The organism is Micromonospora sp. NPDC049139, from assembly GCF_055586845.1.
In genome coordinates, this window is the sequence record NZ_JBVJHK010000001.1 from 352,219 (window position 1) to 377,136 (window position 24,918).

At 72.2% G+C, this 24,918-nt stretch carries 23 protein-coding genes; 14 read left to right on the forward strand and 9 right to left on the reverse strand.

All coding sequences use genetic code 11. The features are described from left to right. Position 1 precedes the first annotated feature (1 nt). From ACZ6Q9_RS01625 to ACZ6Q9_RS01640, 4 genes are read right to left on the reverse strand one after another with little or no spacing between them, the layout of a single operon-like run. Positions 2–1,081, reverse strand: coding sequence for an Ldh family oxidoreductase (locus tag ACZ6Q9_RS01625; protein ID WP_393454090.1), 1,080 nt, complete (start codon positions 1,079–1,081; stop codon positions 2–4). Continuing rightward, positions 1,078–1,878 (reverse strand): ABC transporter permease, encoded by an 801-nt coding sequence (locus tag ACZ6Q9_RS01630; protein ID WP_393454087.1) that lies wholly within the window; start codon positions 1,876–1,878, stop codon positions 1,078–1,080. The genes ACZ6Q9_RS01625 and ACZ6Q9_RS01630 overlap by 4 nt, the downstream gene beginning before the upstream one ends. Next, positions 1,875–2,642 carry an ABC transporter ATP-binding protein gene (locus ACZ6Q9_RS01635; protein WP_393454084.1) on the reverse strand — a complete coding sequence of 256 codons (768 nt, stop codon included), beginning with the start codon at positions 2,640–2,642 and terminating at the stop codon, positions 1,875–1,877. The genes ACZ6Q9_RS01630 and ACZ6Q9_RS01635 overlap by 4 nt, the downstream gene beginning before the upstream one ends. Positions 2,643–2,701: 59 nt before the next feature. Then, positions 2,702–3,700, reverse strand: coding sequence for an ABC transporter substrate-binding protein (locus ACZ6Q9_RS01640; RefSeq protein WP_393454081.1), 999 nt, complete (start codon positions 3,698–3,700; stop codon positions 2,702–2,704). Between the two features lie 323 nt (positions 3,701–4,023). On the opposite strand from ACZ6Q9_RS01640, the gene ACZ6Q9_RS01645 reads away from it, so the two are divergent. The 5 genes from ACZ6Q9_RS01645 to ACZ6Q9_RS01665 all read left to right on the forward strand — a co-directional run bounded on the left by ACZ6Q9_RS01645 (position 4,024) and on the right by ACZ6Q9_RS01665 (position 9,244). Continuing rightward, positions 4,024–4,422: a ribosomal maturation YjgA family protein gene (locus ACZ6Q9_RS01645; RefSeq protein ID WP_393454078.1), complete on the forward strand. Its 399-nt coding sequence runs from the start codon at positions 4,024–4,026 to the stop codon at positions 4,420–4,422. Between the two features lie 57 nt (positions 4,423–4,479). Beyond that, positions 4,480–5,004 carry a GNAT family N-acetyltransferase gene (locus ACZ6Q9_RS01650; protein WP_393264165.1) on the forward strand — a complete coding sequence of 175 codons (525 nt, stop codon included), beginning with the start codon at positions 4,480–4,482 and terminating at the stop codon, positions 5,002–5,004. Positions 5,005–5,072: 68 nt separating this feature from the next. After that, on the forward strand, positions 5,073–5,396 hold the full coding sequence (locus ACZ6Q9_RS01655) for a hypothetical protein (RefSeq protein WP_393454075.1): 324 nt from the start codon (positions 5,073–5,075) through the stop codon (positions 5,394–5,396). 258 nt (positions 5,397–5,654) lie between these two features. After that, positions 5,655–6,842: a DNA polymerase IV gene (gene dinB, locus ACZ6Q9_RS01660; RefSeq protein WP_393454073.1), complete on the forward strand. Its 1,188-nt coding sequence runs from the start codon at positions 5,655–5,657 to the stop codon at positions 6,840–6,842. A gap of 350 nt (positions 6,843–7,192) precedes the next feature. After that, positions 7,193–9,244 carry a sialate O-acetylesterase gene (locus tag ACZ6Q9_RS01665; RefSeq protein ID WP_396826848.1) on the forward strand — a complete coding sequence of 684 codons (2,052 nt, stop codon included), beginning with the start codon at positions 7,193–7,195 and terminating at the stop codon, positions 9,242–9,244. A 106-nt stretch (positions 9,245–9,350) separates the two neighbouring features. Here ACZ6Q9_RS01665 and ACZ6Q9_RS01670 read toward each other — a convergent pair whose 3' ends face one another. After that, complete coding sequence (locus tag ACZ6Q9_RS01670) at positions 9,351–11,783, reverse strand: M14 family metallopeptidase (protein WP_396826846.1); 2,433 nt, start codon at positions 11,781–11,783, stop codon at positions 9,351–9,353. 434 nt (positions 11,784–12,217) lie between these two features. Here ACZ6Q9_RS01670 and ACZ6Q9_RS01675 point away from each other — a divergent pair, with 434 nt between their 5' ends. Continuing rightward, positions 12,218–12,820, forward strand: a complete 603-nt coding sequence (locus tag ACZ6Q9_RS01675; protein WP_393264173.1) for a SigE family RNA polymerase sigma factor — start codon at positions 12,218–12,220, stop codon at positions 12,818–12,820. After that, entirely contained in the window at positions 12,810–14,210 is a 1,401-nt protein-coding gene (locus ACZ6Q9_RS01680; protein WP_393264176.1) for a hypothetical protein, read from the forward strand. Before ACZ6Q9_RS01675 ends, ACZ6Q9_RS01680 begins: the two co-directional genes overlap by 11 nt. A gap of 162 nt (positions 14,211–14,372) precedes the next feature. Here ACZ6Q9_RS01680 and ACZ6Q9_RS01685 read toward each other — a convergent pair whose 3' ends face one another. Beyond that, entirely contained in the window at positions 14,373–14,831 is a 459-nt protein-coding gene (locus tag ACZ6Q9_RS01685) for a hypothetical protein (RefSeq protein WP_393264178.1), read from the reverse strand. Positions 14,832–15,061: 230 nt separating this feature from the next. On the opposite strand from ACZ6Q9_RS01685, the gene ACZ6Q9_RS01690 reads away from it, so the two are divergent. Continuing rightward, positions 15,062–15,604, forward strand: coding sequence for an RNA ligase 1 family protein (locus ACZ6Q9_RS01690; RefSeq protein ID WP_393454065.1), 543 nt, complete (start codon positions 15,062–15,064; stop codon positions 15,602–15,604). Positions 15,605–15,696: 92 nt separating this feature from the next. Here ACZ6Q9_RS01690 and ACZ6Q9_RS01695 read toward each other — a convergent pair whose 3' ends face one another. Continuing rightward, positions 15,697–16,251 (reverse strand): hypothetical protein, encoded by a 555-nt coding sequence (locus ACZ6Q9_RS01695; protein ID WP_393454062.1) that lies wholly within the window; start codon positions 16,249–16,251, stop codon positions 15,697–15,699. Positions 16,252–16,519: 268 nt separating this feature from the next. Between ACZ6Q9_RS01695 and ACZ6Q9_RS01700 the strand changes: the two genes are divergently transcribed. From ACZ6Q9_RS01700 to ACZ6Q9_RS01710, 3 genes are all read left to right on the forward strand, one after another. Then, positions 16,520–17,167, forward strand: coding sequence for a helix-turn-helix domain-containing protein (locus tag ACZ6Q9_RS01700; RefSeq protein WP_396826842.1), 648 nt, complete (start codon positions 16,520–16,522; stop codon positions 17,165–17,167). Positions 17,168–17,177: 10 nt separating this feature from the next. Further along, positions 17,178–17,897 (forward strand): SDR family oxidoreductase, encoded by a 720-nt coding sequence (locus tag ACZ6Q9_RS01705; protein WP_393264189.1) that lies wholly within the window; start codon positions 17,178–17,180, stop codon positions 17,895–17,897. Positions 17,898–17,990: 93 nt separating this feature from the next. Then, a complete protein-coding gene (locus ACZ6Q9_RS01710; RefSeq protein WP_396826840.1) occupies positions 17,991–18,407 on the forward strand; it encodes an ASCH domain-containing protein in 417 nt (138 codons plus the stop codon). A 77-nt stretch (positions 18,408–18,484) separates the two neighbouring features. Here ACZ6Q9_RS01710 and ACZ6Q9_RS01715 read toward each other — a convergent pair whose 3' ends face one another. Continuing rightward, positions 18,485–19,543 carry an IS110 family RNA-guided transposase gene (locus ACZ6Q9_RS01715; protein WP_396826838.1) on the reverse strand — a complete coding sequence of 353 codons (1,059 nt, stop codon included), beginning with the start codon at positions 19,541–19,543 and terminating at the stop codon, positions 18,485–18,487. Positions 19,544–19,795: 252 nt separating this feature from the next. Continuing rightward, positions 19,796–22,096 carry a hypothetical protein gene (locus ACZ6Q9_RS01720; RefSeq protein WP_396826837.1) on the reverse strand — a complete coding sequence of 767 codons (2,301 nt, stop codon included), beginning with the start codon at positions 22,094–22,096 and terminating at the stop codon, positions 19,796–19,798. Positions 22,097–22,365: 269 nt separating this feature from the next. On the opposite strand from ACZ6Q9_RS01720, the gene ACZ6Q9_RS01725 reads away from it, so the two are divergent. The 3 genes from ACZ6Q9_RS01725 to ACZ6Q9_RS01735 all read left to right on the forward strand — a co-directional run bounded on the left by ACZ6Q9_RS01725 (position 22,366) and on the right by ACZ6Q9_RS01735 (position 24,848). Beyond that, the gene (locus ACZ6Q9_RS01725; RefSeq protein ID WP_393454053.1) at positions 22,366–23,538 is read left to right on the forward strand and encodes a sensor histidine kinase; all 1,173 of its coding nucleotides are present in this window, start codon (positions 22,366–22,368) and stop codon (positions 23,536–23,538) included. Next, positions 23,535–24,197, forward strand: coding sequence for a response regulator transcription factor (locus ACZ6Q9_RS01730; RefSeq protein ID WP_357703381.1), 663 nt, complete (start codon positions 23,535–23,537; stop codon positions 24,195–24,197). The genes ACZ6Q9_RS01725 and ACZ6Q9_RS01730 overlap by 4 nt, the downstream gene beginning before the upstream one ends. A gap of 228 nt (positions 24,198–24,425) precedes the next feature. Continuing rightward, complete coding sequence (locus tag ACZ6Q9_RS01735; protein WP_393264195.1) at positions 24,426–24,848, forward strand: DUF6223 family protein; 423 nt, start codon at positions 24,426–24,428, stop codon at positions 24,846–24,848. Positions 24,849–24,918 lie beyond the last annotated feature (70 nt).

The following is a 24,918-nucleotide window of genomic DNA, read 5'->3' on the forward strand; positions in this document are numbered from 1 at the left end:
GTCAGCCGGCGCTGGGCGGCGACGGGAGCGGCACGCCCAGCCCGGCGGCGACCTCCACCAGTCCGGCGAAGACCGACGGCTGGAGCGCGACACCGTCGCGCGACGCCCGGTCGTACCGGCCGGCTTCGATGTCACCGGGCAGGTGGACCCGCTCCGTGCCGGGCGCCAGCGCGGAGCCGAGCACCTGGTCGGCCAGGTCGTCGACCCGGCGGGCGAGCTCCTCCGCGTCCTCGGCGAACGCCTCGGCGTCCAGGGCGAGGAAGAAGTGCGCGCAGTCGTTGGGCACCGACACGTCGGCGTAGAGGCCCTGCACGCCCCGGCCGTACGCCCCGCCGGACAGCACCCCGGTCAGTACGTCGATCATGAACGCGAGACCGTATCCCTTGTGGGCGCCGGACGGCAACAGCAGTCCCCTGAGCGCGGCGGCCGGATCGGTGGTGGGCCGTCCCTGCGCGTCGGTCGCCCAGCTCGCGGGGATCTCGCGGCCCTCACCGGCGGCCAGCCGGATCTTGCCGAGCGCGGCCTCGGAGAGCGCCACGTCGAGGATCACCGGCTTGCCGCCCGCACGGGGTACGCCCACCGCGAGCGGGTTGTTGCCGACCACCGCCGAGGCGCCACCGGGGGCGGGCATCAGCGGGCGGGTATTGGCCGCCGCGATGCCGACGCAGCCGTTGTTCGCGGCGAGGTCCACGTAGCGGAACGCCCCGCCGAAGTGGAACGCCCGGCGAACGGTGACCACGCCGACGCCGTACGTCCGCGCCTTCGCCACCGCCAGCCGCATCGCCTGGTCACCGGTGAGCTGCCCGAGCGCGTGGCCGGCGTCGAGCACCGCGATGGCGCCCTTGTCGCGGACCACCTCGGCCCGCTCGGCCCGGCTGACCGAGCCGGCCCTGATCCGGTCCACGTACATCGGCAGCAGCATCACCCCGTGCGAGGGGATTCCCCGCATGTCGGCGTCCACCAGGGAGCCGGCGACCAGGCCGGCCGCCTGCTCGGAGAAGCCCAGTGCGCCGAAGACCGAGGCGACGGCGTCGGTGAGCCACCGGACCGGGACGGTCGGCGGGAAGTCCGGCGCGCTCATGACCGGTCCGCCCACGGCACGAAGAACCGCTCGACTGCGGCGAGCAGGTAGAACAGCACGACGCTCAGCACCCCGAGCAGGATCATCGCGGCGAAGGCCAACGCGGTGTCGGCGCTGGCGCCGGAGGCGACGATCGCGTAGCCCAGCCCCTCGGTGGCCCCGACGAACTCGGCGATCACCGCGCCGATGACGGCGAGGGTGATGGCGAGCTTGAGACCGACGAAGAGCTGCGGGATGGCGGCCGGCATCCGGATCATGCGGAACGTCTGCCACCAGTTGGTCTTCAACGACCGACCCAGCTCCACCAGGTCGGCCGGGGTGGAGCTGAGCCCGGCGGCGGTGGAGATGACGATCGGGAAGAAGCAGACCAGGAAGACCAGGAAGACCTTGGGGAACTGGCCGAAGCCCATCCACACCACCAGCAGCGGCGCGACGGCCACCTTCGGTACGGCGTTGAGCATCAGCAGCAGCGGGTAGACGGTCCGTTCCAGCATCCGCGAGGCGGTGACGATCAGCGCCAGCGGCACCCCGATAGCGATGGCCATCAGGAAGCCCAGCAGCGTCTCCCAGAGGGTGACCAGGGTGTTGTCCCACAGGTAGCCGGACTCCTCGACCATGGTCTGCGCCACCTGCCCAGGGGACGGCAGGATGAAGCTCTCCACGTCGAAGACGACCGTGGTCGCCCACCACAGGGCGGTGGCGCCCACGACGCCGAGCACCGGCGGGAGTTGCTGGGCCCAGTGGCCCGCGGCGCGTGGCTTGTCGCGGCCGGTACGGCGGGATTCAGTGACCGTCACCGTGCCACCTCCTCGGGGGTCATGAGCAGGTCGTGCAGTTGGGCGCGCAGCACGCCGAGTTCGGCCGAGTGGCCGTCGCGTCCCAGCGAACGCGGGCGGGCGATGTCGATCCCCACGATCTGCCGCAGCCGGCCCGGTCGCGGGCTGAGTACGACGACCCGGTCGGCGAGCAGCACGGCCTCGTCGACCGAGTGCGTCACGAAGAGCACCGTCGAGGCGTGCTTCATCTGGAGGCGCTGGAGTTCGACCGTGAGGTCGGCGCGGGTGAGCGCGTCGAGCGCGGAGAACGGCTCGTCCATCAGCAGCACGCGCGGCTGCTGGATGAGGGCCCGGCACAGCGAGACCCGCTGCTGCATCCCGCCGGAGAGTTCGTGCGGCAGGCGCTTCTCGAAGCCGTTCAGCCCGACCAGGTCGAGCAGTTCGTGCGCGCGTGCCCGGGCGTCCCGTCGGTTCTGCTTGAACACCTCGGTCGGCAGCAGCACGTTGTCGATGACCGACCGCCACGGCAGCAGAGCCGGGCGCTGGAACATGAAGCCGATGTCCCGTCGTGGCCCCCGGATCGGGGTGCCGGCGACGGTTATCTCGCCCGAGGTGGCCGCCTGGAGGCCCGCCACCAGCCGCAGCAGGCTGGACTTACCGCACCCGGACCGCCCGACGATCGCCACGAACTCGCCGTCGGCGACCTCCAGCGACACGTCACGCAGGGCCTCCACGTCGCCGGCCCGGGTGCGGTAGATCTGCGAAACGTTACGAATTCCGATCATGGTTCGCCCCTCGCGGTGCGCGCCGCAACCAGCCGCGCGCACCGCCGTCGAAGAGGAAGTTATGGCTTTGCGATGTCGTAGACGCCGATGTCTTCGGCGTTCGGCGTCGACTTGAGGGTGCCGGTGCCGGCGAGGAGCTTGATCATCGCCTCCACCCGCGCCCGGTCCAGCTTTCCGGCCGGCCCGCCGTCGCCCAGGACGTACGGCCGCATCTCGGTGAGTTCGGCGGCGGCGACCTTCTCGTCGGCCGTCCGGTCGTGCTTCTTGAGCAGCTGGGCGGCTTCCTCGGGGTGCTCCACCGCGTAGAGCAGGCCCTTGACCAGCGCTGCCGTGAACTTCTCGACCTCTGCGCGGTTGCTTTCCAGCTTCGCGGCGGAGACCAGCAGGCCGTTGCCGTACAGGTCGGGAAGCTTGTCCGCGTACGGCAGCATGGTGACGGTCTTGCCACCGGCCGCCTTCTCCAGCAGCGGCTTGCCGGCGGCGAACTGGCCGATCGCGTCCACCGAACCGGCGGCGAGCAACTGCGGGAGCGACTGCGGCGAGGACGGGACGAACTTCACCGACTTCGGGTCGATGCCGGCCGCCTTGGCGTACGCCGGGAAAATGATCATGTTGGTGGAGCCGGAGCTGTCCGCGATGCTGGCGCCGGGCAGCTTCTCCGGCGAGTCGATCGCCTTGTCCAGCGAGGCGATGCCGGCCATCGACCGCTGGTGGATGGCGGCCACCACGCGCACCGGCATCTTCTCGTTCGCCAGTGTGGTGATGACCCCGGAGAGGTCGCCGGGGCCGTAGTCGGCCTGCCCCGACCCGATCAGCTTCATGACATCGACGGTGCCGGTGCCGGGCTTGATGGTGACGTTGAGGCCGGCCTCCTTGAAGTAGCCCTTCTCCAGTGCGACGTATGCGTACGCGTCCCGACCGAACGTCCCGAAGGAGGTCAGGTAGGTGACGGAGGCGGCATCGGGGGAACCGGTCTTCTCCGAATCACCACAGCCGGCGACGGTGAGTGTGAGAGCCGCTGCGGCGACGGCCGCGACGAGACGGGTGCGAGCTGACATGAGACCTCCTGCATCGGCGGGATTTATCAAATGTCAAACTTCCCGGCCCGTCAAGACCTCGTTTTGGCAACACCGCCCCGCTCCGGCGGTCCCGGCCCGGCGACCGCACCCCCGCCAGGCCCACTGACCTGGCAGTACGCCCCGCCACCAGTGGCGACCACAGTCGACACCGCAGGATCGCGTTACGCGCCGACAGCGAGCACGTCGCCGCTCGGCTCGACTCCGCCCGGCGGTTCGTTCTGTGGAGGGTCAGGTCGAACCGCCTCGTCACCGCTCTGGGTGGCCACGATGTCTCCGGCGAAACACGGCCTAGCATCGCCGGAGTGTCGATCACTCCTCGGCGGTGCCGGATCCTGATGCTCGCGGCGGCGGCCGTGTTCCTCGCGGTCGCCCTCGTCATCCGCGCGACGGCTGGCGGCGGCCTCGAACAGCACTCCGGCACCGCCCTGTACGGGTCCATGGTCTGGGCCGGGGTGCTGTTCCTCCGGCCGCGCACGGCGCCGCTGTCGGCGGGCGCGCTGGCGGTCGCCTTCTGCTGGGCGGTCGAGGTGTCGCAGCTGACCGGCATCCCGGCGGCGCTGTCGGCGCGCAGCCTCGTGGCCCGGCTCGTGCTCGGCGTCCAGTTCGACCCGGTCGACCTCGCCTGGTACCCCGTCGGGGTGCTGCCGCTGGTGGCGCTGGCGCAGTTCGTGCGCCGCACCCGCCGGCGGCGCGCGGACTGAACGGTCGGCGCCGATAATCGGGAGCGCTGGGAGGCCCGCCCCGCCTATCGTGGCGCGGTGCTGATCAGACGCGAGACCCCCGCCGACATCGACGCCGTCCGGGCGGTGCACCTCGCCGCCTTCGCCGATCCCGACAAGCCGGACGCCGTACCGGTGGAGGCCGGGCTGGTGGACGCGCTGCGGGCGGACGCCGGGTGGCTGCCCGCCTTCTCCCTCGTCGCGACCGCCGACGACGGGCAGGTCGTGGGGCACGTGGTGTGCACCCGGGGCCGGGTGGCCGGCGAGCCGGTCGCGCTGGGGCTGGGGCCGCTCGGCGTGCTGCCGGCCTGGCAGCGGCGGGGGGTCGGCTCCGCGCTGATGCACGCGGTGCTCGGCGCGGCCGACGCGCTCGACGAGCCGCTGGTGGTGCTCCTCGGCCACCCCGACTACTACCCCCGCTTCGGGTTCGGCCCGGCCGTCGACCTCGGCGTCACCCCGCCGCAGCCGTGGGGGCCGCGGTACTTCATGGCGCGTCCGATGAGCGCCTGGCGGCCGTCGATCCGGGGCGAGTTCACCTACGCCCGCCCCTTCGACGACCTGTAGGCGAGCCCGACGGCCTTGGCCGCCTGTCGATCGTCGGGCATGATTGGCGGATGGGAGAGGTGTTACCGATGCCGAGCTTCGGTGACCTGTTCACCGACCTGCGCGGCAGCGACCGGACGATGCGGGTGAGCTGGCATCCCGAGCGGGGCGCCGTGGTGCTGTCCCTGTGGTCGGGCACGGTGTGCCGGGGGTCCTTCCGGCTGGCCGCCGCCGACCTGCCGAGGCTGCTGTCGCTGCTCACCGACATCACCGCCCCCGCCCCGGACGGGCCCACGCAGGGCGCCGCACCGGCCCGCCCCCGTGCCGCCTCGGCCGTGGAGCAGACCGGCGAGATCGACCGGCCCGCCCCCCGCGGCCTGCTCCCGATCGTCGCTGCCCCGCGCGTCGCCTGACAGCTCCGCACACCCTCCACGTCACTCGCCCTGTCGGCTGCCGTGGTCTTCGCCGGTAGTGGGATCGGCGGGCACACGACCGGACAGCCCGGTCGGCGTCGCCCCGGGAGGCAAGCTCCAACGCTTGCAGAGTGAGGAGTCGCAAGGCGCACGGCGGCGGGCGCGTGCCGCTCGGCATCCCCGTCGCGGCGGTGGCCGCCCGGCGCTGTCCGGGCAGGTCAGCGCCGATGTCGACCCGTCCCGTGCGAACATGTGTTCGTGTCGCGCGAGGCCCGCATCCTGCACGCCGACCTGGACGCGTTCTACGCGTCGGTCGAGCAGCGCGACGACCCGCGCCTGCGGGGCCGGCCGGTGATCGTGGGCGGCGGCGTGGTCCTGGCGTGCAGCTACGAGGCGAAGGCCCGGGGCGTACGCAGCGCGATGGGCGGCCGGCAGGCCCGCCGGCTCTGCCCGGAGGCCGTCGTCGTGCCGCCGAGGATGGCGGCCTACACGGCGGCCAGCCGCGCCGTGTTCGAGATCTTCCGGCAGACCACCCCGGTCGTCGAGGGCATCTCCATCGACGAGGCGTTCCTCGACGTCGGCGGCCTGCGGCGGCTGGTCGGGCCGCCCGCCGACATCGCCGCCCGGCTGCGCCGGGAGGTGCGCGCGGGGGTCGGCCTGCCGATCACCGTGGGCGTGGCCCGGACGAAGTTCCTCGCCAAGGTGGCCAGCGGCGTCGCGAAGCCCGACGGTCTGCTGGTCGTGCCGCCGGACGAGGAACTGGCCTTCCTGCACCCGCTGCCGGTGGCACGGCTGTGGGGTGTCGGGCCGGTGACCGCGGGGAAGCTGCGCGAGCGGGGCATCCGTACCGTCGGGCAGGTCGCCCGTCTCGGTGAGGCGACGCTGGTCTCGCTGCTCGGCGCGGGGGCCGGCCGGCACCTGCACGCCCTGGCACACAACCGCGACCCCCGGCCGGTGCAGGTCGGCCGCCGACGTGGGTCGATGGGCGCGCAGCACGCCCTGGGTCCCGTCCCGCACTCCCCCGCCGAGTTGGAGGCGATTCTCGCCGGCCTGGTCGACCGGGTGACCCGACGGATGCGGGCGGCGGCGCGGGCGGGGCGGACGGTGACGCTGCGGCTGCGGTTCGGCGACTACACCCGCGCGACCCGCTCGCACACGGTGGCCAAGGCGACCGCCGACACGACGCCGCTGCTCGGCGCCGCGCGGGCGCTGCTGCGGGGGGCGCTGCCGGAGATCGAGCGGCGCGGCGTGACGCTGATCGGCGTGTCGGTGGGCAACCTGGACGACTCCCCCGTGCAGCCGCCGCTGCCGTTCGACCGCGACCCGGGGGCGGACCTGGACGCGGCGGTGGACGCGGTGCGCGACCGGTTCGGGTCGGCGGCGCTCACCCGGGCGGTGCTGCTGGGCCGCGAGCCGGGCCTGGAGATGCCGCTGCTGCCGGACTGATCGAAGGCGGCGGAGCAAGCAGCGGCCGTGACGGTGGCCCCCGATGCCGCCGGTGACCGCCGTCGTCGTCTCGCATCTGGCCGAGGCGAGGCAGCGGCACCCGGCAACCGGTCGCCCGTTCATCGCCGTGACATGCGCTCCCGCCGCGGCGATCCCACCGCTCATCGCATACGCATTGCGGTCGGTGAATATTGATAGATAGGCATGACCCACGCCGATCCGGCGGACCCGACCTACCCGACCTGCTGGAGGTCCGAGTCATGCCCCGTCCACCCCGTTCCCGGCGGACACGCGACACGCGCCGTGCCGCCATCGCCGCAGTAGGCCTCCTCCTGTCCACCGTCGCAGTGGTGTTCGGGCAGCCGCCTGCCGCCGGCGCCGCACCCGACCCTGTCAGCTCCAGGCCGATCGACGGCACCTCGTGCGCCGCCAACGTCGACGGCATGGCCGACTTCACTCCCGTCCTCGCGCTGGACCTGCCCGAACGGGCCAGCTGGTTGAACCAGACGCCGCCGTACGCCTTCGACCACACCGCCGAGGTGGCCGCCGGCTTCGACCGGGTCGGATACTGCCTGGAGCTGGCCACTCCGGCGGGCCCGCAGTGGGTGTGGACGGCGATGGCGCCGTTCACCACCGACGCCGGCCGGCTCGGCCTGCCGACCCGCACCGGGGAGATCATCCGACAGCGGGTCAGCGACCTGGAGGTCGCGTCGAACGTCCCGGGCGTCACCACCGGCACCGACCTGGCCGGTCACGTGGAGATGTGGCCCCACACCTACAGCAGCGGAGGGTCCCGCCAGATCGCCGGTGCCTCGCCGAGCGTCTACGATGCCGACGACACCGTCAACCCGTCCGGCGGGTACGGGTCGTTCCAGGTGCACCAGGTCGGTGCCACCCGCCCGTCGTCCGTGGCGCCCCGCACGGTGCTCGCGGTCAACACCTTCACCTCCTCCGGGGCGCCGCTCTCGCTCGGCATCGGCCCCGCACCCAGCGGGCACCCGGACTGGACCTTCGCGGGGAACGCGGGCACCTTCACGCAGCGCCGGCTCACCGTGTACGCCCGGCCGTCCGTGCTCGCCCTCGACCAGCACCCGCAGGACCGCCAGTTGTACCCACGGGACGCCTCGAACGCGGCAACGGTGCCCGTGTCCGGGACGGTCACCGATCCGCGGGTCAAGGCGGTACAGCTGACGGTGACGAGCGGCGAGGACGAGTGGACCTACACCGCAGCGGTCACCGACCGGCGCGACTTCTCCTTCAGCCCCCGCATCGACGCCGCGCTACGCGAGTACCGGTTCGAGCTACGCGCGCTCGGCGCCGGCGTCACCCGCCGGGCCGGCCTGTGGGAGGGCGTCCTGGCTGGGGACGCCTACGTCATCCAGGGCCAGTCCAACGCCGTCTCCGCCGTGTACCGGGGTTCGTCCGCCGGCGAGGAGTCGCCGTTCATCCGCAGCTACGGCTCGCCCACCGCGGACCCGGTGCTGTCCGCGGCGGAACGCAGCTGGAACTACGCCGCCAGCGAGGTCACCAACCAGCCCGGTTCCGTCGGCCAGTGGGGCATTCGCATGGCCCGCCGGATCGTCGACACCTACGGCGTCCCGGTCGCCCTCGTCAACGGCGGCCACGGCGGCCGGCCCATCTCGTTCTTCCAGCGCGACGACGCCGACCCCGACGCCATCAGCACCAACTACGGGCGGCTGCGGCAACGACTGGTCGCCGCCGGAGTCCAGGCCGACGTGCGCGGTCTCCTCTGGTATCAGGGCGAGTCCGACAACGACAACGCCGCCGTCCACGTCTCCGGGTTCACCGCACTCCTCGCCGACTGGCGTAGCGAGATCGGCACCCGCGCCGGCGACGGCGCCCGGTACTTCGTCTACCAGGTCCGCACCTCCCCCTGCGGCAACAGCACCACCGGAGCGCTGCGGGAGGCGCAGCGGCAGATGGGTGACACGCTCGGCGTCACCCTGCTGTCCACGAACGGCCTGTCCGGTCACGACGGGTGCCACTACGCCTGGGAACAGGGCTACCGGGAGATGGGTGACCACACGTTCGCCGTGGTGGCCCGCGACCTTTATCACGGCCCCAGCGCCGGGGTGGCACCACCCAACCCGCGCAGCGCGACCTTCTCCAACGTCGAGCGCACCGAGGTGACGCTGCAGCTGCGCAACGACGACCCGCTGGTCGTCGATCCTGGTGTCGCGGCCGACTTCCGGATCAACGGCAGCACGGCGGCGGTCACCGACGTCGAATACCGGGCGGGCGGTCGACTGGTACTGACGCTCTCCGCGCCGGCCGACGGGGCGACCGGGGTGAGTTACCTGAGCCACCTGCGCGCCGGCCCGTGGATCGTCAACGCGACGGGCAGCGGGCTGCTCACCTTCCACAACCTGCCGATCGCCTGACCGGCGGCCGGCAGGACGGGAACGGCGCGGGCCACCCGAGGTGGTCCGCGCCGTTCCCGGCTCCGCGGCAGGGGCCCGCCGGGCCATCGGTACCGGCCGGAGGACCTCAGCCAGCAGGAAGGACGGCGGTGCCCTGGCGGTAGTTCGTGCCGTTGCCGTCGGGGCGGTAGTTGTTCTCGACGTTGCCCGCCGAGTCCACCGAGAACCAGTGGACCGTCGTGCCCGCCGGGACGGTCAGCGTCTCCCCGCCCTCGCGGACGCCGGCGGAGCCGTAGAGGATCGACGCGTACGTCGGGGCGGCCCGGTCGAGGGTGTAGAAGACGGCCGCCGGCTCGCTCGTGGAGAACGTCACGGTCACCATGCCCGGCGTCGAACTCGGCGCGACCGTCAGCGTGCTGCGCGGCCGGCTGTTGTCCTTGGCGAAGTCACGGGCCACCCGCATCAGCTCGACGAGGCCGTTGGCGAACTCCATGGTCTCGTCGTGCGCCTCGTCCCACTCCGGCTGGAACGAGGTGCCGACCTCGAAGTTCCAGGCGTAGATGCCGTACTTGTACCAGAGCATGTCCCCCGAGTTGCCGGCCGCCGAGTAGAGCACGTCGGAGATCGGGCCGGTGCGCGCCGGGGTGACCGCCATGTTGCGGTGCCGCTTGATGGCGGCCAGGATCCGCGACGACGCGCCCCAGAACGCCGACTCCTCGGCCAGCGTCGGCCGCGGCGCGGAGACCCGGTCGGGCAGCGCGTACGCCCCCGGCGACCACATGAAGTAGTTGCCCGACGAGTGCAGGTTCATCGAGAACCTGATGTTCGGGCGGGCGGCCAGCCAGTCGACGTTGCGGTTCTCCGGCTCGGACAGCTCGCTCGGGCCGGCGTAGGTGCCGCTGGTGCAGCTCGACGACGCGCCGGAGTAGCCGTCGAAGAGGCTGTACTCGGTGTAGTTGCGGTTGTTGTCCACGCCCCACGAGTTGCGGGCCAGGAAGTCGGCGGCCCCGGTCGACGGGCAGTGGTTGGTCATGTTCTTGCGCTGGGAGTTGAAGTCGTAGAACGAGTAGTGCCCGCCGTCGGGGTTGACCGACGGGGCGATCCAGATGTCGAGGCTGTCCAGCAGCTGCTTGGTCTGGCCGTCGTGGGCGTAGTTGCGCAGCAGCCGTTCGGCGGTCTCGATGGTGACCAGCGGCGGCACCCACTCGCGGGCGTGCTCCTGGGCGTAGGCGAGCACGCCGAGCTTCGAGCCGTCGCGGTGTTTGCCGATCCGGATCGCGTACACGGGGTGCGGGTCGCGGGAGACGCTGGCGGGCGCGCTGAGGCCGTCGCTGAGCGCGGTCCGCGGCGCCGGCGCGACCACGCCGGTGCCCGGGCTGCCCCGATAGGTGTACGCCCGCAGCAGCGCCCCGGCGCCGGTGTTGAGCGCCGCGACGACCTGGGCGGCGGTGCTGGTCACCGCGCCCGCGCCGTCGGTGCCCAGGGTGACCCGTACCGCGGAGCCGGTGACGGTCACCGACAGCGGCGTGTTCGCCGCGCCCGGGTCGGCGAGCTCCACGGAGATGGCGTTGCCGCCCTCGTGGCCCCAGGCGAGGGAGTCCACCGCGACGCGGCTGGCGGTGGCGGTGCCGAGCACCGCCTGCGCGTGCCGCCGGTAGCCGTTGGTCTTGTAGGGCAGCTCCACGACCTCGGCGAGCCGCGGGAACTCGGCGGCCAGCTGGTGGATCCGGGCGTACAGCTCGGTGGGCGTCAGGTAGCTGGTGACGAAGTCCTTCTGGTAGCCCGGTCCCTCGGGGCCGGTGCCCGGGGTCGGCAGCCACTCCCGCACCTGCGCGACGGCCACGTCGCCGGTCGGGCTGGTGATCCGGATGCGGTCGGGGCGGCTGGTCACCGTGGCGGCGCCCCGGTGGTACAGGTAGACGCCGGCGTCGACGAACCGGGAGATGGTCTGCGTCCCGCCGGAGCCGAACTCCGTGCCAGGGCCGCTGTCCCGCTCGACGGTGAGGGGGGTCGCGGCCGTCTGGCCCTGCGTCCACTTCGCCTCGACGGAGAGGATCTGGCTGGTCCCGGAGGTGTACCAGTCCGCCCGGATGATCTTGACGTCGGAGGCGTCCGGGGCGCTCGGGTCGGCCGCGGCGGCGGCGAACTGCCGGTTCTCGGCCACGTGGCCGGCGATGGTCGCCTCGCGTTCCGCCACCCGCTCCCGCGCGTCGGCGGGCCGGTGCAGCACCTTGCCGAGCGTGAAGCCGGCCTCGGTCAGCGCCGCCGCCTCGCCGGCCGTGACGACCGCGTGCGCGACGACGCCGTTCTCGGTGTGGGCGACGTGGTGGTCGAGGTCGACGCCGGTGGCGACGAGGGCATCCAGCTGTGCGGTGCCGGCGAGCAGCACCTCGACGACGTTCGCCTCCTCGTCGCCGACCCGGACCAGGTCGACGGCGGGGGCGACGGACGGCGCGGTGGCCGAGGCCGGGCTGACCAGCAGCACCACGGCCACGGCCCCGGCCAGCACGGCGGGGAGGGGAAGGCGGCGTCGCCACCGGGGACCTAGGGGATCACGCATCTGTCGACCCTTCGTTTCGTCGGCACGGGTGACCGAACGAGATGGCCGAGGGGCCCGCCCGGGGTACGCGGCTCCGCCCCGTCGGTCGCGCGCCACGCCTGCGGCGCCACGACACGGTGGAAGGAAGGTGGTGGTGCTGTCCGGTTGCGGCGGACCGACGCTGGCCGCATCGCCGAGCTGCGGAAACGTCGTCAGGCTGATGGACGGGAGGCTGCTCCGGTGACGGTCGGTGGACTGCGCCAATCCTCAGTGCGCCCAAAGTGATCTGTCAATACCTCCGGTAAGCCCCCCGGGGGGTTCGCCTCGGCGGCCCGGGGCACCACTGATCCCCGGCACCCGAGGGGGCGGGAACACGCCGCCGTGGCCGCCGGTCAACCTTTTCCGGCGTCCCAGGGTCATCTTCTCGTCGATGATGCCCAAGATAGGGCTGGAGGGTGCACTTGACGGAAGACGGCTTCCGCGAGTTCGTCGAGATCCGATATGCGGATCTGCTGCGGACCGCGTACCTGCTGACCGGATCACGGCACGCGGCCGAAGACCTGGTGCAGAACGCGCTGATGCGGGCGATGCGACGGTGGCGGCACGTGGACGAACCGATGGCATACGTCCGCCGGATTATGGTCAACGAGCGGGTCAGCCTGTGGCACCGGTTCGGTTCCCGGGAGTTTCTGGCCGGCGTGACCGGCGCCTGGCGGCTGCACGCCGACCGGGGCAGCCGCGACGTGGCGGACGACGTCGTGGTACGCGAAGAGGTGCGCGCCGCCTTGCACGGTCTGCCACCCCGGATGCGGGCGGTGTTGGTGCTGCGCTACTGGGAGGACCTCACCGAGGCGCAGACCGCCCAGACGCTCGGTTGCTCGGTCGGCACGGTGAAGAGCCTCGCGTCCCGCGGGATCGCCCGGCTGCGGGCGGTGCTGCCGACGCCGTCGGCAGGGTCGTCACGGCCGGGCGCTCAAGAGCCGCTGCCAACCGACCCGCCACCGACCGTCGTGTTGCCCGCCGCCACTAGCTGGAGAGGTGCGAACGATGCCCGATGAGATCAAGGAGACGTTGGCCCGGCTCGCCGAGCCAGTCCTGCCGCGCCCCGACCCGTATCACCGGTTGCTGGTCCGCGTCCGGCGGCGCCGGCAGCGGCGGATGGCGGCAGGCGTGGTCGGTCTGGCGGCGGTGGCGGTGGCGCTGCCGATGTTCGGCGTGGCCGGCCCCCCGGCAGGCACCGACGCGGGGTCGTCGCCGCCACCCGCGATGGGGACGTACCAGCCGGCGAGTCGGGTCGACAAGCCGATGGTGCGACGGTTGTTGGACTCGCCGACCCGGGGCAACCTCGCCGGCGACCGGGCGCTGATCGCGGACATCGAGCAGCAGTACCGGTCGGCTCGCGCCCACCTGCTGGTCGACCCGGCGCTGGACGAGGTGAAGGTGCTGCTCGCACACGACGCACCGGGTGCCCGGACGGTGGTGGTGGCCTTCCTGAACGACTCGCACGCGTTGCTGCGCCATGGGCTCGGTGATGCCGGTGCGTCCGTGCCGGAACTGCTGGACAAGACCGGCACCCCGGACGAACCGCAGCCCTTGGAGCCGATCGTCTTCCTCGGCCGGCTGTCTCCGGTGGACGGCCGCCGTCTCGCCGACCTCACCGTCGGGCTGGCACCGGCCGGGTGCCGCGTCGAGACCTCCGCCGACGGCCGGATCCAGCCGGACGGATCGGTCGCCCGAAGCTGGCAGACGGTCAACACCGATGGTTTCGTGGTCCGGGGGGCGGGCCAGGTGGCCGAACGGTGGCGGTTCACCTGCGACGGCGTCGTGCGATACGCCGGTCCGGGCGGTGGTGGACCGGGCATGGCCAGCCCGACGGAGAACGCGCCGCCGGGTTCCACCACCGGCGCACGCGGCTCAGCGGAAACCACGCTCGCCACGACCGCCGTACGCGCCCTGCAAGACGTGCTCGATGGCCACGGGCTCACCGGGCCGGCGCCCCAGGTGATCTGGAGCGGACGGTTACCCGACTGGGTTCCTGGCGCGCCAGTAGCCGCGGTGGTGAGTTCCTGCTCGCCTGACGGCGGCTGCGCCGCCCTGCTGATGACCGATACCGACCAGCCGCAGCATGCGGAGTCAGGGGCACCGGTCACCTACCGGACCGCCACCGGGCTTCCTGACCTGGTGGCCGTCCAGGTGCCCGGCGAGACAGGCGGCGTGCTGGTCGTCGGGCCGGAATCGGCGGTCCGCGCCGAGTTGCTCGACGGCAGGGGACGCACGATCGCTAGCGGTCGGCTGGAAGCCGGTGCGGGCACGATACGCGTCGATCCCCGCCAGGTGGCCACAGTGAACATCCTCGACACGAGTGGCCGGGTCCTGCGGACGGCGGCCACCCCGGCCCTCGGCGCCGACATCGGCCAGCTCGGTGAACCGACCGTCTGGGCGAGGTGACGACCGACCGGACCACCGACACGGGGCGGTCGGTCCGGTCCCACCGCCGGATGGTCTCCGGCGGTGGGACCGGTTCTCGCTGGCCTGCCGAGCGGCCCCTGGCATACGAGTTACGCGCCCGGGCCGGTCAGTGCCCACCGATGGATCCGGGCTGAGGGCAGCTCAGCCGCAATTGCCCCAGCTGTACCGGCCAGCGCCCTGCCAGCTGGTGCCGTACAGGACCTCGCCGCTGTACATCACGCACTTGTCACGGGCAGAACGTTGGATCGCGGCGTAGTACTTGAAGTTTCCGGAGTCGTAGACCCAGGAACCACCCTCCACCCGGATCCCGGCGGAAACCCCGGTCGTCGAGCCGACAGCCACCCGCTTGAGGGTGGCGACACAGTTGTACGCGGTGGCGCTGTTGTACATCAGGTAGACGTCGCCCACCCTGGTGCCGTCCGGCGCGTAGATCGACCGGTGGCCGTCACCGGCGTACGCCCACGAGCCACCGAAGTCGTTGTTGCACGCCTGCGCCGCGGTGAACGGATTCGTCGCGGCCTGAGCGGGCGAAGCGAGCCCCACCGCCGCAACAGTGGCGGAGATGATCGAGATGGTCAGTCGTCGCGCTGGTCCACGCACACAGTCCCCCAAATGCTTCGGCGCCAAGATCGCGCATGAGCCGCCATGGTCCCACAGTGGATCATCACCACGATCCGGGGCAGCGCGGGCAGCCGGGATCGCTGGTGCAGGCGCCGGAGAAGGTGGAGCAGAGTGCTGACGGCCGCGCGCCCCGGCAGCACCCGACACCGCGCCAGCTCCGCCGGCAGCGCGAGGTTATATCCGTTTTGCACTGGTGAGACCATGCGGGCGTGAACAAGATCCCCACGCTGTTCCGCCGCGACCCGGACGACCGCAAACGCGTCCTGCCCGAGGCAGACCCTGCCTGCCAGTGGGTCCTCGACGGCGAGGGAACGCCGACGCGCAAGTACGACGGCACCTGCGTGATGCTCGACGAGGACGGCATCTGGTGGGCACGGCGCGAGGTGCGGCCCGGCCGCGCGCGACCGCCCGGCTACCGGCCCGTGATGACGGACGAGGTCACGGGCAAGACCGTGGGGTGGGAGCCGATCGAGCAGTCGCCGTACGCGCGGTACCACGCCGAGGCCCTCGCCGGCTCGCCCGAGCGACGCCGCGCCGGCACCTACGAGCTGATCGGCCCGAAGATCAACGGGAACCCCGAGGGCGTGCGGGGCCACGAGCTCGTACCGCACGGCGACGCGGAGATGCTGGACGTGCCGCGCGACCTTGCCGGCCTGCGTGACTGGCTGCTGGCGCACCCTCAGTACGAGGGCATCGTCTGGCACCATCCGGACGGCCGGCGGGCGAAGTTGAAGCACCGCGACTTCGCCTGAGCCGGCGGTTGTACGTCTTCACGCGCTGCTGCCCGCAAGGCGGCGGCGCCGTGGGGAACACATGCCAGAACGGCCCCTGGTGCCCTGCCCCCTCAGTCCTCGAGGTCGGGTGACTCCGGCGGCGGCAGCGGCAGTTCGACGGCGGCGACCGCTCCCACCCGCACGGCGGAGTGCGCCGGCGGCAGCTTGTCCGCTCGCGGCGAGCGGCTGTGCACCCGGCCCCGGCCAGTCGGGTCCGGTCGCCGGCCCACCTCGCAGGTCACCATCCGGATCGGCGGAGGCGGGGCCGTGAACCGGCCGGCACCCCAGCGCACCCACACCGGGATCCGCCCCGCGTCGGCTTCGGCGAGCAGCTTCTCCCAGGTGCGGCGGCGCGTACCGTGATCGACCTCGACGACGACCGGCGGGCCGTCCGGGCGGGCACAGGCCACGTCGAGCACCGACTGCTGTGCGGACATCGGCGGTGGCAGCGGCAGCACGCTGGACGCCCGCCGGTAGACCCGCCAGCCCCGCTGCTCCGCCCAGTCGACCACCGCGTCGATCAGCCGGGCGGTGACCTGATCCGTGGTCAGGTCGGTGAAAGTGACCGCGTCGAGCCGGTCAGCCAGCGACGCCGCCAACCGCTCCTCGTCCTCGCCGAGCACCACCGCCGCAGGGTAACCGCGCAACCGGCCGTCCGCGCCGGCGGGGCAGCACGAGTGGGCGAGTCGGTGCGCCACTGCGACTCGTACCAGAGCCTGGACGCGTGGATGATGGCTGGCTGTGAGCCACGTGCACTCCATACCGGTGCGGGTCCCTCCCGAGCCGTGCGAGACGATCGCCAGCCTCCCGCATCCGCGACTGCGGCCGTATGTCGTCGGTTACGCGGGCTTCCGCTCAGGTTCGGGAGCAGCCTTACGGCACCGGGTCCTGCCGATGAACCTGGCCACGATGATCGTCGACTTCGCCGGGCCGAGCAGGGTGGTCACCGGGCCCCGAGGTGACCCCGCCGTCTACGAGCAGACTGCTTGGGGGGACGGCGTCTCGATCGGCTTGACGCCGGCCGGAGTGACCGCGCTGTTCGGCGTGCCGATGCGGGAGGTGGCCGGCGGCACCTTCCGGCTGGCGGACGTCTTCGGCCGCTTGGAGGTGGAGTTGGCCGAGCGGCTCGGGGAGGCACCGGACCGGCCGACGTGGTTCGCGGTGCTGGACGACTTTCTGACCGCTCGGCTCGCCGCGGACACGGGGCCGGACGGGCTGACGATGCGTGCCTGGTGGCGACTCCAGCAATCGGCGGATCGGCTCCGGATCAGCACGTTGGCCGACGATCTCGGCGTCAGCCGGCGCACCCTTGAACTCCGGTTCCAGCGACAGATCGGTCTGTCGCCCGGAACTGTCACCAGGATCGCTCGGTTTCAGCGCGCCCTGCGCATGCTCACCCGGTCCGCCGGCCTGCCGCAGACGGCGGTCGACTGCGGTTACGCCGACCAGCCGCACTTCAACCGTGAGGTCCGCGCCCTGTCCGGCCTGACGCCGACCGAGCTGTGCGCATTCTTTCAATACCGGGAACTCGTCCCCGGCTAGCGTCCCCGGCATGAGGCTCACCGGTAAGACCGCACTCGTGACCGGCGGTTCGCGGGGAATCGGCCGGGCGATCGTGCATCGACTCGCCGGCGAAGGCGCAACGGTCGTGTTCACGTACAAGGAGAACCAGGCGGCGGCCGACGACCTCGTCAGCCAACTCGCCGGCACGATCGCCGTCCGCGCCGACCAGGAGGACCTCACCAGCATCTCGGCGATGTTCCAGCCGGTTCGCGACGGCCTGGACATTCTCGTCAACAACGCCGCCGTCAACCCCCGGGCGCTGATAGCGGACATCACCGAGGACGAGTTCGACCGAGTGTTGACGGTCAACACCAAGTTCCCCGTGCTGGCCATGCGCGAGGCGGCGCCGGTGCTGCGCGACAAGGGCCGCATCATCAACATCTCCACCCTCAACACGGTGGTGCCGGCGCCCGGCCACTCCCTGTACTGCGCCAGCAAGGCCGCGCTCGAACAGTTCACAGCGGTCGCCGCCCGAGAGTTCGGCGGCCGTGGCATCACTGTCAACACGATCTCGCCCGGCGCGACCGACACCGACCTGCTGCGCGCCGTCAACCCCCCGGAGGCCCTGGCCCAGACCGCCGCCGTCACCGCGTTGCAACGGATCGGCCAGCCCGACGACATCGCGGCCGTGGTCGCCTTCCTCGCCGGGTCCGACGCGCAGTGGATCACTGGTCAGAACATCCGGGCAACGGGCGGGCTGCTCGTTTGAGCACGACGCCGACGCGGAGCCCTGCCAGGGCGGTTGTCGGTGCCCACCGGAAACCCGGTGAACTTCAGTGGACACCGCACTACCCTCGTCCGGGTGATCGCCGATCTGCCCTCGTTCGAATTCGCCTTCCCTGGCCCACTGCGCGACAAGTTGGTCGCTGCCGTGCTCGACGGGACCAAGACCACCACCACCGGCCTGCTCCAGGACTACGAGATCGACGGCGAGCCGCTGCCGGTGGTGGGCACCCGAGCGGCGGTGGTCGACTCCGCCGGCCGCCGGGTCGCAGTGATCGAAGTGACCGACGTACGTGTCAGCCGACTGGGTGACGTCGATTTCGACCACGCTCGCGACGAAGGCGAAGGGGACGACTCGGTTGCGGCCTGGCGAGCCGGGCACGAGGACTACTGGCACGGAACGGACTACCGGGGCTGGCTGGGCAAACCGGACTTCACCGTGAACGACGACACCCCGGTCGTGCTGGAGCGGTTCCGCCTCGTTACGAAGCTCTGACCTCCACGGCTGAAGGACGGTCGCGCTCGCTGCCCGGTCGCACCACCACGATATGTCCGGGAGGCGACGCGACGCTCCTATGCCGCGTCAAGTGGCTGGGGTGAGTTTTCGAGGCGTCGGTAGAGGTCTCGGGCGACGTAACGCTTGAGGCAGCGTTTGATCTCCCGGTCGGTTTTGCCTTGGGCGCGGCGGCGGTCGGCGTAGGCGCGGGTGCGTTCGTCGCGTTGGAGGCGGGTCAGGACGATGGTGTGCAGGGCGCGGTTGAGTTGGCGGTCTCCTGAGCGGTTGAGGCGGTAGCGGACGGTCTTGCCGGAGGACGCGGGGATGGGGGCGGTGCCGGCGAGCATGGCGAACGCGGCGTCGTTGCGGCAGCGGCCGGGGTGTGACCAGGCGGTGAGCACGGTCGCCGCGACGATCGGTCCGACGCCGGTCAGGTCGAGTAGATCCGGTCGCCAGGAGCGCACGATCGCGCGGATCGCCTTCTCGTGTTCGGTGGCTTCGGCTTCGAGGAAGCGGACGCGGCGGGCGAGGTCGCGCAGCACGGCCAGGCAGGTGAACACCTCGACGTCGGCGTTGGTGGTGGGGCGCAGTCGGGTGGCGGTGGTGAGCATGGCCCGGGTGCTCTGGCCGCGGAATCGGGCCCGCACCGCCTCGGGGGCGGTGATCACCAGGGCGTGCAGCTGCCGCTGAGCGGTGGCGCTGGCCTCCACGGCGGCCCGACGGGCGGTCAGCCGTGCCTGCAGTGCGGCCCTGTCGGGGCCGGTCTTGGGTTGCGCCAGGCGGGTGCGGGCCAGGGCGTCGCGGGCGGCGCGTTCGGCGTCGATCGGGTCGGACTTCGCCCCGCCGCGGCGGGCCGGGCGCAGCGGACGGTCCAGCTCGACGACCAGCTCACCCGCATCGGCCAGGTGCCGGGCCAGGCCCGCGCCGTAGCCGCCGGAGCCCTCAAGCGCCCACGCCCGCAGCCCCGAGTGCCGGTCGGCCAGGGCCACCAACTCGGCGTAGCCGTCCGGGTCGGTGCGCACCGTGGCCCTGCCCAGGACCCCACCGGTGCGGGTGTCGAGCACCGCGGCGGTGTGCGTGTCTTTGTGCGTGTCGACGCCGATGACGACCTCGACCAGATCTGCCAGCATGGACATGCGTTCTCTCCTCACTGTGGGGACGCAAGGGTCCGGTCCGGTGCGGAGATGGCAGGACTGTGATGAGACACGCCAGCCGCTAACTGGCGGTCAAGCTCCTGATCAGGCCAAACGTCTCCCGCCGGGCCGGCGCCGGCAGCAGCAGACGGACAAGTCGCCTCAAAGGCACACAAGCCAGTCAGGGCATGGGTCACGTCCACTGCTGCCAGCCATCAACCCATCACGTACGGGCCGACCCGGCCAGCCTCACAGTCAGGTCAGGGTCGGTGTGGCGGCGGACGCGGTCAACGTCGCCCGCCGCCGCTCGACCTCGGCGGCGAGCGAATCCGGGTCGCAGCCGGCGAGGTGGTCGCGGATCAGCAGATGGATGAAGCGGTATTCCCCGTCGACCTTGGTCAGCAGGCTCCGGTCGACCGCGAGACGAAGGTACCTGCGCCGCCACGGGTCCGGCTCCCCCGCGACCGCCATGCACACCCGGGCGTACACGCCGTCGACCAGCAGCGCTCCGGCTGTCGCCGGCCAGAGGGCGAAGAGCCCGCCCACGAACCAGCCGGCGAGCGGAGACCAGAATGGCGCTGTCCACCCCGGCGCCACCAGCAGGGCCGCGGGGACGACCGCCGCCACGTGCGCTGCCAGGCAGGAGGCTGCCAGCCAGGTCAACCAATGCCCGCGGGGCTCGATCGACTCGGTCACGGGGGTGCCGGCGGCGGGCTCCAGCTCGGTGCACCATGCGAGGGCGGCCACCACGGTCAGCCAGGCGGGCACCCCGACGGCCCAACCGAACAGGGCGGCCTCGGAGAGCCCGAAGACAGCGATCGGCGGTACGGTCAGTGCCGGACCACCCAGAGTCCACAGGATCGTGCGTCTCCGCTTTCCCTTGAGGAGCACGCGCAGGTACGACCAGAACTGCTCGACACTGCTCAACACCGCGAGTACGGCGGTTTGGCCGACTCCGATGGCGACCACCGTGACGCCGAGCGTGAGCCGGGACTGGTCGGCGACGAGCCGCGCGAGCCACCACAGCAGCAGGAAGGCAGTAAGGTTGCCCGCCGCCACCGCCACCCACCAGGTCGCCAGCGGCAGCCATCGAGGCGCCAACGGGCCCGACCAGGCCCGCCTGGTGTAAGCGGTGATCAACCAGACGACGCCACCGATGGTCATGGCGCTGAGCAGTCCGGCGAGCAGGCTCGTCTGGGAGGTCAGCGCGACGAGGGTCGCCACCGCGCAGGAACCACCCGTGGCCGGCCCCACCCAATCCCGGCTGGCGGCACGAACGACCGGGGTGACGACGTACGGAACGGTCGCCGGGCTGAGAGCTGGCACCGTCACCCCGGAGTTCATCTCGGTGGCGGCGACGGCAAGGGTGCGCACACCACGCAGGGCACGGCCAGGATCTACCGTGCCGGATCCCCGGCGGGCGAGTACCTCCACCAGGTAGGCGTCGAACAGCAGACTTCGTCGCATGACCGGATCCTGTTCACCGGTCGCCATCTCGACCGGCCGGTCACCGTAGGCGAGGGCCATGATGTTGAGCATGAGCGGCGAGGTCAGCAGCTCCCACAGTTCGGGGTCTTCGCGTAGGGCGTCGAGCACACCGTTGAGCCAGGGGCTGACCGTGGTGAAGAAATCCACCACCTGTTCCTCGTTGAGCGGCCGGATCAGCACCGCCCCCTGCAGGTACAGGCGGGCCGACAGGGTCTCGTAGTCGGCGATGCGGCTGCAGACGGCCAGCCGGGTGACGCCCCACTGCTCCTGAAGCGCGTTGATCTCCGCCACGCACCGTGCCCGGTCGCCGTCGCGGACCTCGTCGAGCCCGTCCAGCAACAGGATCAGCCGATCGGTCTCCAGCCACACCCGGCCCACCTTGTCCGGAATTCGGTACCGCTGCCGAAGACTGTCCAGCAGCCACTCGACGAAATCCCGTGGGCCGCTGTCCCGGGTACCCACGAACGGCAGCAGACGCGGCCGGGACCGCGACCAGTCGGCGAGATCGACCACGACGGGGATCGGGGCCCTGAACTCCGCCGGGGACGATCGAGCCTGCTCGACCAGCGCCCTGGCCAGAACGAGCACCTGGGTCGTCTTGCCCGCACCGGGCGCTCCGAGGATGAGCATCGACTCACCCATCTCGTCGAACACGCCCAGTATGTCGTCGTCAGCCCGAAGGTGGTGTTCGCTTCCGCTGACCCGCTGGACCAGATTCGTGGGCGGCAACACGGCGGTCGGCTGCTCGTCCAGCGCCAGGGCCACCCGCACCTGCTCGGCCAGCGACCCGCGCATCCGCAGCTCGACATAGCGCTGCACCTGGTCGAGGGCACGGGTGTCGTTGCGGGGATCGTCGGGATGGCGCGCCGAGATCCGGCTGGCCGGGGGCCTGCGGCTCCACGCTTCGACGGCGACGACGCTGACGATGCCAGCGATCGCGGCAGGCCACAGCCAACCACCGAACGGCTTCAGCCACGCCGGGAGACTGCCCCCGGTCTCGACGTTCACCGCCGTCGGGACGATGACCGCGAGGACGATCGTGGTGACGGCGACCTGGAGTACCCGCACCAACCCACCCGTCCCATCTCAGCAGCGCACGGCCGGACAGGGCGATTCTGTCACCGGCTGTCTACTGTGAGCGATCCGCCGTCCGGGCCCCGATGCGTGGTCGACAGCACCGCGAGCAGGCCGACGGCGGCTCCGACCACCGCCACGGTGGTGCGGGGGTCGCTGTGGCGTTCCCGGACAGGTGTCGAGCGCGGGCCGCCGCCACCTGGACCGCACGCCCGCCGGTCGGATGTTCTCCCGGCCAGTGCCGGGAGGTTAGGCTTCGGCGCATGTCGAGGTGGCGATGGCAGGGCCGTCCAGCGAACATCGCCCTGGTGCTCGTGGTCGGCCTGGTGGCCCTCGTCGGCCTGGTGGTGCAGTCGCGTGGCATCGACACCGCCGCTGAACGGGCGGCGCTGCTGGCCGTGCTGGCCTCTTCCGGCGCGCTGTACGTCCGCCGCCGCCATCCGGTCGCGGTGGGCGTGGTGGCGCTGGCCGCCGTCGGCGCGTACGGAGTGTTGCTGCACCGGCCCGGGCCGATCATGCTGGTGTTCGTCGTGGCGCTCTACACCGTCGTCGACGAAGGGCACCTCGCGGTCGCCATCGGGCTCGGTCTCGCCTCGGTGGTCGCCTTCGCCGTCGCGGACAGCTACAACAGGACGGCGAACAGCGCGAACGGGGCGACGCTGCTGCACGCCGGCTGGCTCATCGCGGTCATCGTGGGCGTGACCCGCAACCGCCGGGCCTACCTCGCCGAGGGACAGGCTCGGGCGCTCGCCGCCGAGCAGCGGATGGAGGAGGAGGCCCGGCGCCGGGCCACCGAGGAGCGGCTGCGCATCGCCCGCGAGCTGCACGACGTGCTCGGGCACCACCTCTCGCTGATCAACGTGCAGGCCAGCGCCGCGCTGCACCGGCCGGACCCCACCCGGTCCACGCAGGCCCTCACCGCGATCAAACAGACGAGCAAGGAGACGCTGCGCGAGTTGCGTACGACTCTCGGCATACTGCGGCGGGAGGGCGAGGCGCCGACCGCGCCCGCACCCGGCCTGAACCGCCTGTACGAGCTGGTCACGGCGGCCGGCCGGTCCGGATTGGAGATCCGCACCGAGCTGACCGAAACCCGGCCGCTACCGCCGGAGGTCGACCTGGCGGCGTACCGGATCGTCCAGGAGGCGCTCACGAACGTGACCCGGCACGCGGGCGCGGCCGCCGCGGTGATCCGAGTCCGGCCCGACCACGACGACGTGCTGGTGGAGGTCGAGGACGACGGTACCGGCGCACCGGGCCCGCCCGGCAACGGGATCCTCGGCATGGGCGAGCGGGCCCAGACGTTGGGCGGTTCGCTGAGCACGGGCCCCGGGCCGGACGGCGGCTTCCGGGTGCGCGCCCGCCTCCCGCTGCGGCCCGAGCCGGTGCCGGCGGGAGCGCCGGCGCTGCGATCGGAACCGGGGGGCGCGGCGTGATCCGGGTGCTGCTCGCCGACGACCAGACCCTGGTTCGCGCGGGGTTCCGGTCCATCCTGGACGGCGAGGACGGCATCGAGGTGGTCGGCGAGGCCGCCGACGGTGCCGAGGCGGTGCGCCTGGCCCGGCAGCTGCGGCCGGACGTCGTCCTCATGGACATCCGGATGCCCGTGCTGGACGGCCTGGCCGCCACCCGGGAGATCGCCGCGAGCTCCGATGTCCGCGTGGTCATCCTGACCACCTTCGACCTGGACGACTACGTCTACGGCGCGCTGCGGGCCGGCGCGAGCGGCTTCCTGGTCAAGGACACCGAGCCGGCGGAGCTGATCCACGGAGTGCGGGTGGTGGCGCGCGGTGACGCACTCATCGCGCCGTCGATCACCCGCCGGCTGATCTCCGAGTTCACCGCCCGGGCCACGCATCCGGACCCGGGGCCACGGCTGAGCGCGCTCACCGAGCGGGAGCGTGAGGTGATGGCGCTGGTCGCCGCCGGCCTGTCCAACGACGAGATCGCGGCGCGGCTGGTGCTGAGCCCGGCCACCGCGAAGACGCACGTCAGCCGGATCATGACCAAGGCCCAGGTCCGGGACCGGGCCCAGTTGGTGATCCTCGCGTACGAGTCCGGCCTGACCGTCCCCGGCTGGCTCGCCCGCTCCTGACAACAACCTGCGAGAGCACGCCGGCTGCCTGGCGGTGGGCTCGTCGGGCCTGCCGGCGGGGGCGAGTGTGCGGTTGCGCCGGTACGGGGAGACAACCGCAGCGGTACGACGCCCCGAGCGCGTACGACCCGGGTGGTAGGCCCATCGGCAACTCCGGCATGACGACCCGGAGACACGCTGGTACATACGCTGCCGCCTGTACCCGTCACGCGACCGAAGGGATCCTCGATGTCCATCCGCCACATGCTCGCCGCCGCCGCAGCCGCCCTGCTCGGGGCGTTCGGACTTGCCGCACCGGCGGCCGCGCACGTCTCGGCCCAGCCGGCCGCCGCCAGTGTCTACACCATGAGCGCCGGGCGACTCGGGGCCAGCGTGGCCGCCGTGCTGGGGCTGGCCGGCGTGATCATCGGCGGGCTCGCTCTGGCCCGCCCCACCAGTCGCATCGGCACCGGCAACGGGCGCGGCGGAGCGACCATGGCCCTGGTGGCGGGGCTGATCGGCATCGCCCTCGGTGGACTGGTCGTGGCAACCTCCGACAGTGGCATCGGCACCGGCAACGGGCGCGGCGGAGCCTACGTGGCACTGGTGGTGGGGCTGATCAGCATCGTCCTCGGTGGGCTGGCTCTGGCCCGCACCCGCCGCACCGGCTGACCCGGCCCTCGAGCCGCCGCCGACCGGGTGCGCCCGCCCGGTTCGGGCAGCCGGCTTCCGGCGGCGGCGT

Coding starts and splice junctions, on each gene's coding strand:
- ACZ6Q9_RS01700 (WP_396826842.1), top strand. CDS start 16,520: ATGAACCTGGCCACGATGATCGTCGACTTCGCCGGGCCGAGCAGGGTG.
- ACZ6Q9_RS01735 (WP_393264195.1), top strand. CDS start 24,426: ATGTCCATCCGCCACATGCTCGCCGCCGCCGCAGCCGCCCTGCTCGGG.
- ACZ6Q9_RS01625 (WP_393454090.1), bottom strand. CDS start 1,081: ATGAGCGCGCCGGACTTCCCGCCGACCGTCCCGGTCCGGTGGCTCACC.
- ACZ6Q9_RS01655 (WP_393454075.1), top strand. CDS start 5,073: ATGCCGAGCTTCGGTGACCTGTTCACCGACCTGCGCGGCAGCGACCGG.
- ACZ6Q9_RS01670 (WP_396826846.1), bottom strand. CDS start 11,783: ATGCGTGATCCCCTAGGTCCCCGGTGGCGACGCCGCCTTCCCCTCCCC.
- ACZ6Q9_RS01680 (WP_393264176.1), top strand. CDS start 12,810: ATGCCCGATGAGATCAAGGAGACGTTGGCCCGGCTCGCCGAGCCAGTC.
- ACZ6Q9_RS01635 (WP_393454084.1), bottom strand. CDS start 2,642: ATGATCGGAATTCGTAACGTTTCGCAGATCTACCGCACCCGGGCCGGC.
- ACZ6Q9_RS01725 (WP_393454053.1), top strand. CDS start 22,366: ATGTCGAGGTGGCGATGGCAGGGCCGTCCAGCGAACATCGCCCTGGTG.
- ACZ6Q9_RS01705 (WP_393264189.1), top strand. CDS start 17,178: ATGAGGCTCACCGGTAAGACCGCACTCGTGACCGGCGGTTCGCGGGGA.
- ACZ6Q9_RS01715 (WP_396826838.1), bottom strand. CDS start 19,543: ATGTCCATGCTGGCAGATCTGGTCGAGGTCGTCATCGGCGTCGACACG.
- ACZ6Q9_RS01640 (WP_393454081.1), bottom strand. CDS start 3,700: ATGTCAGCTCGCACCCGTCTCGTCGCGGCCGTCGCCGCAGCGGCTCTC.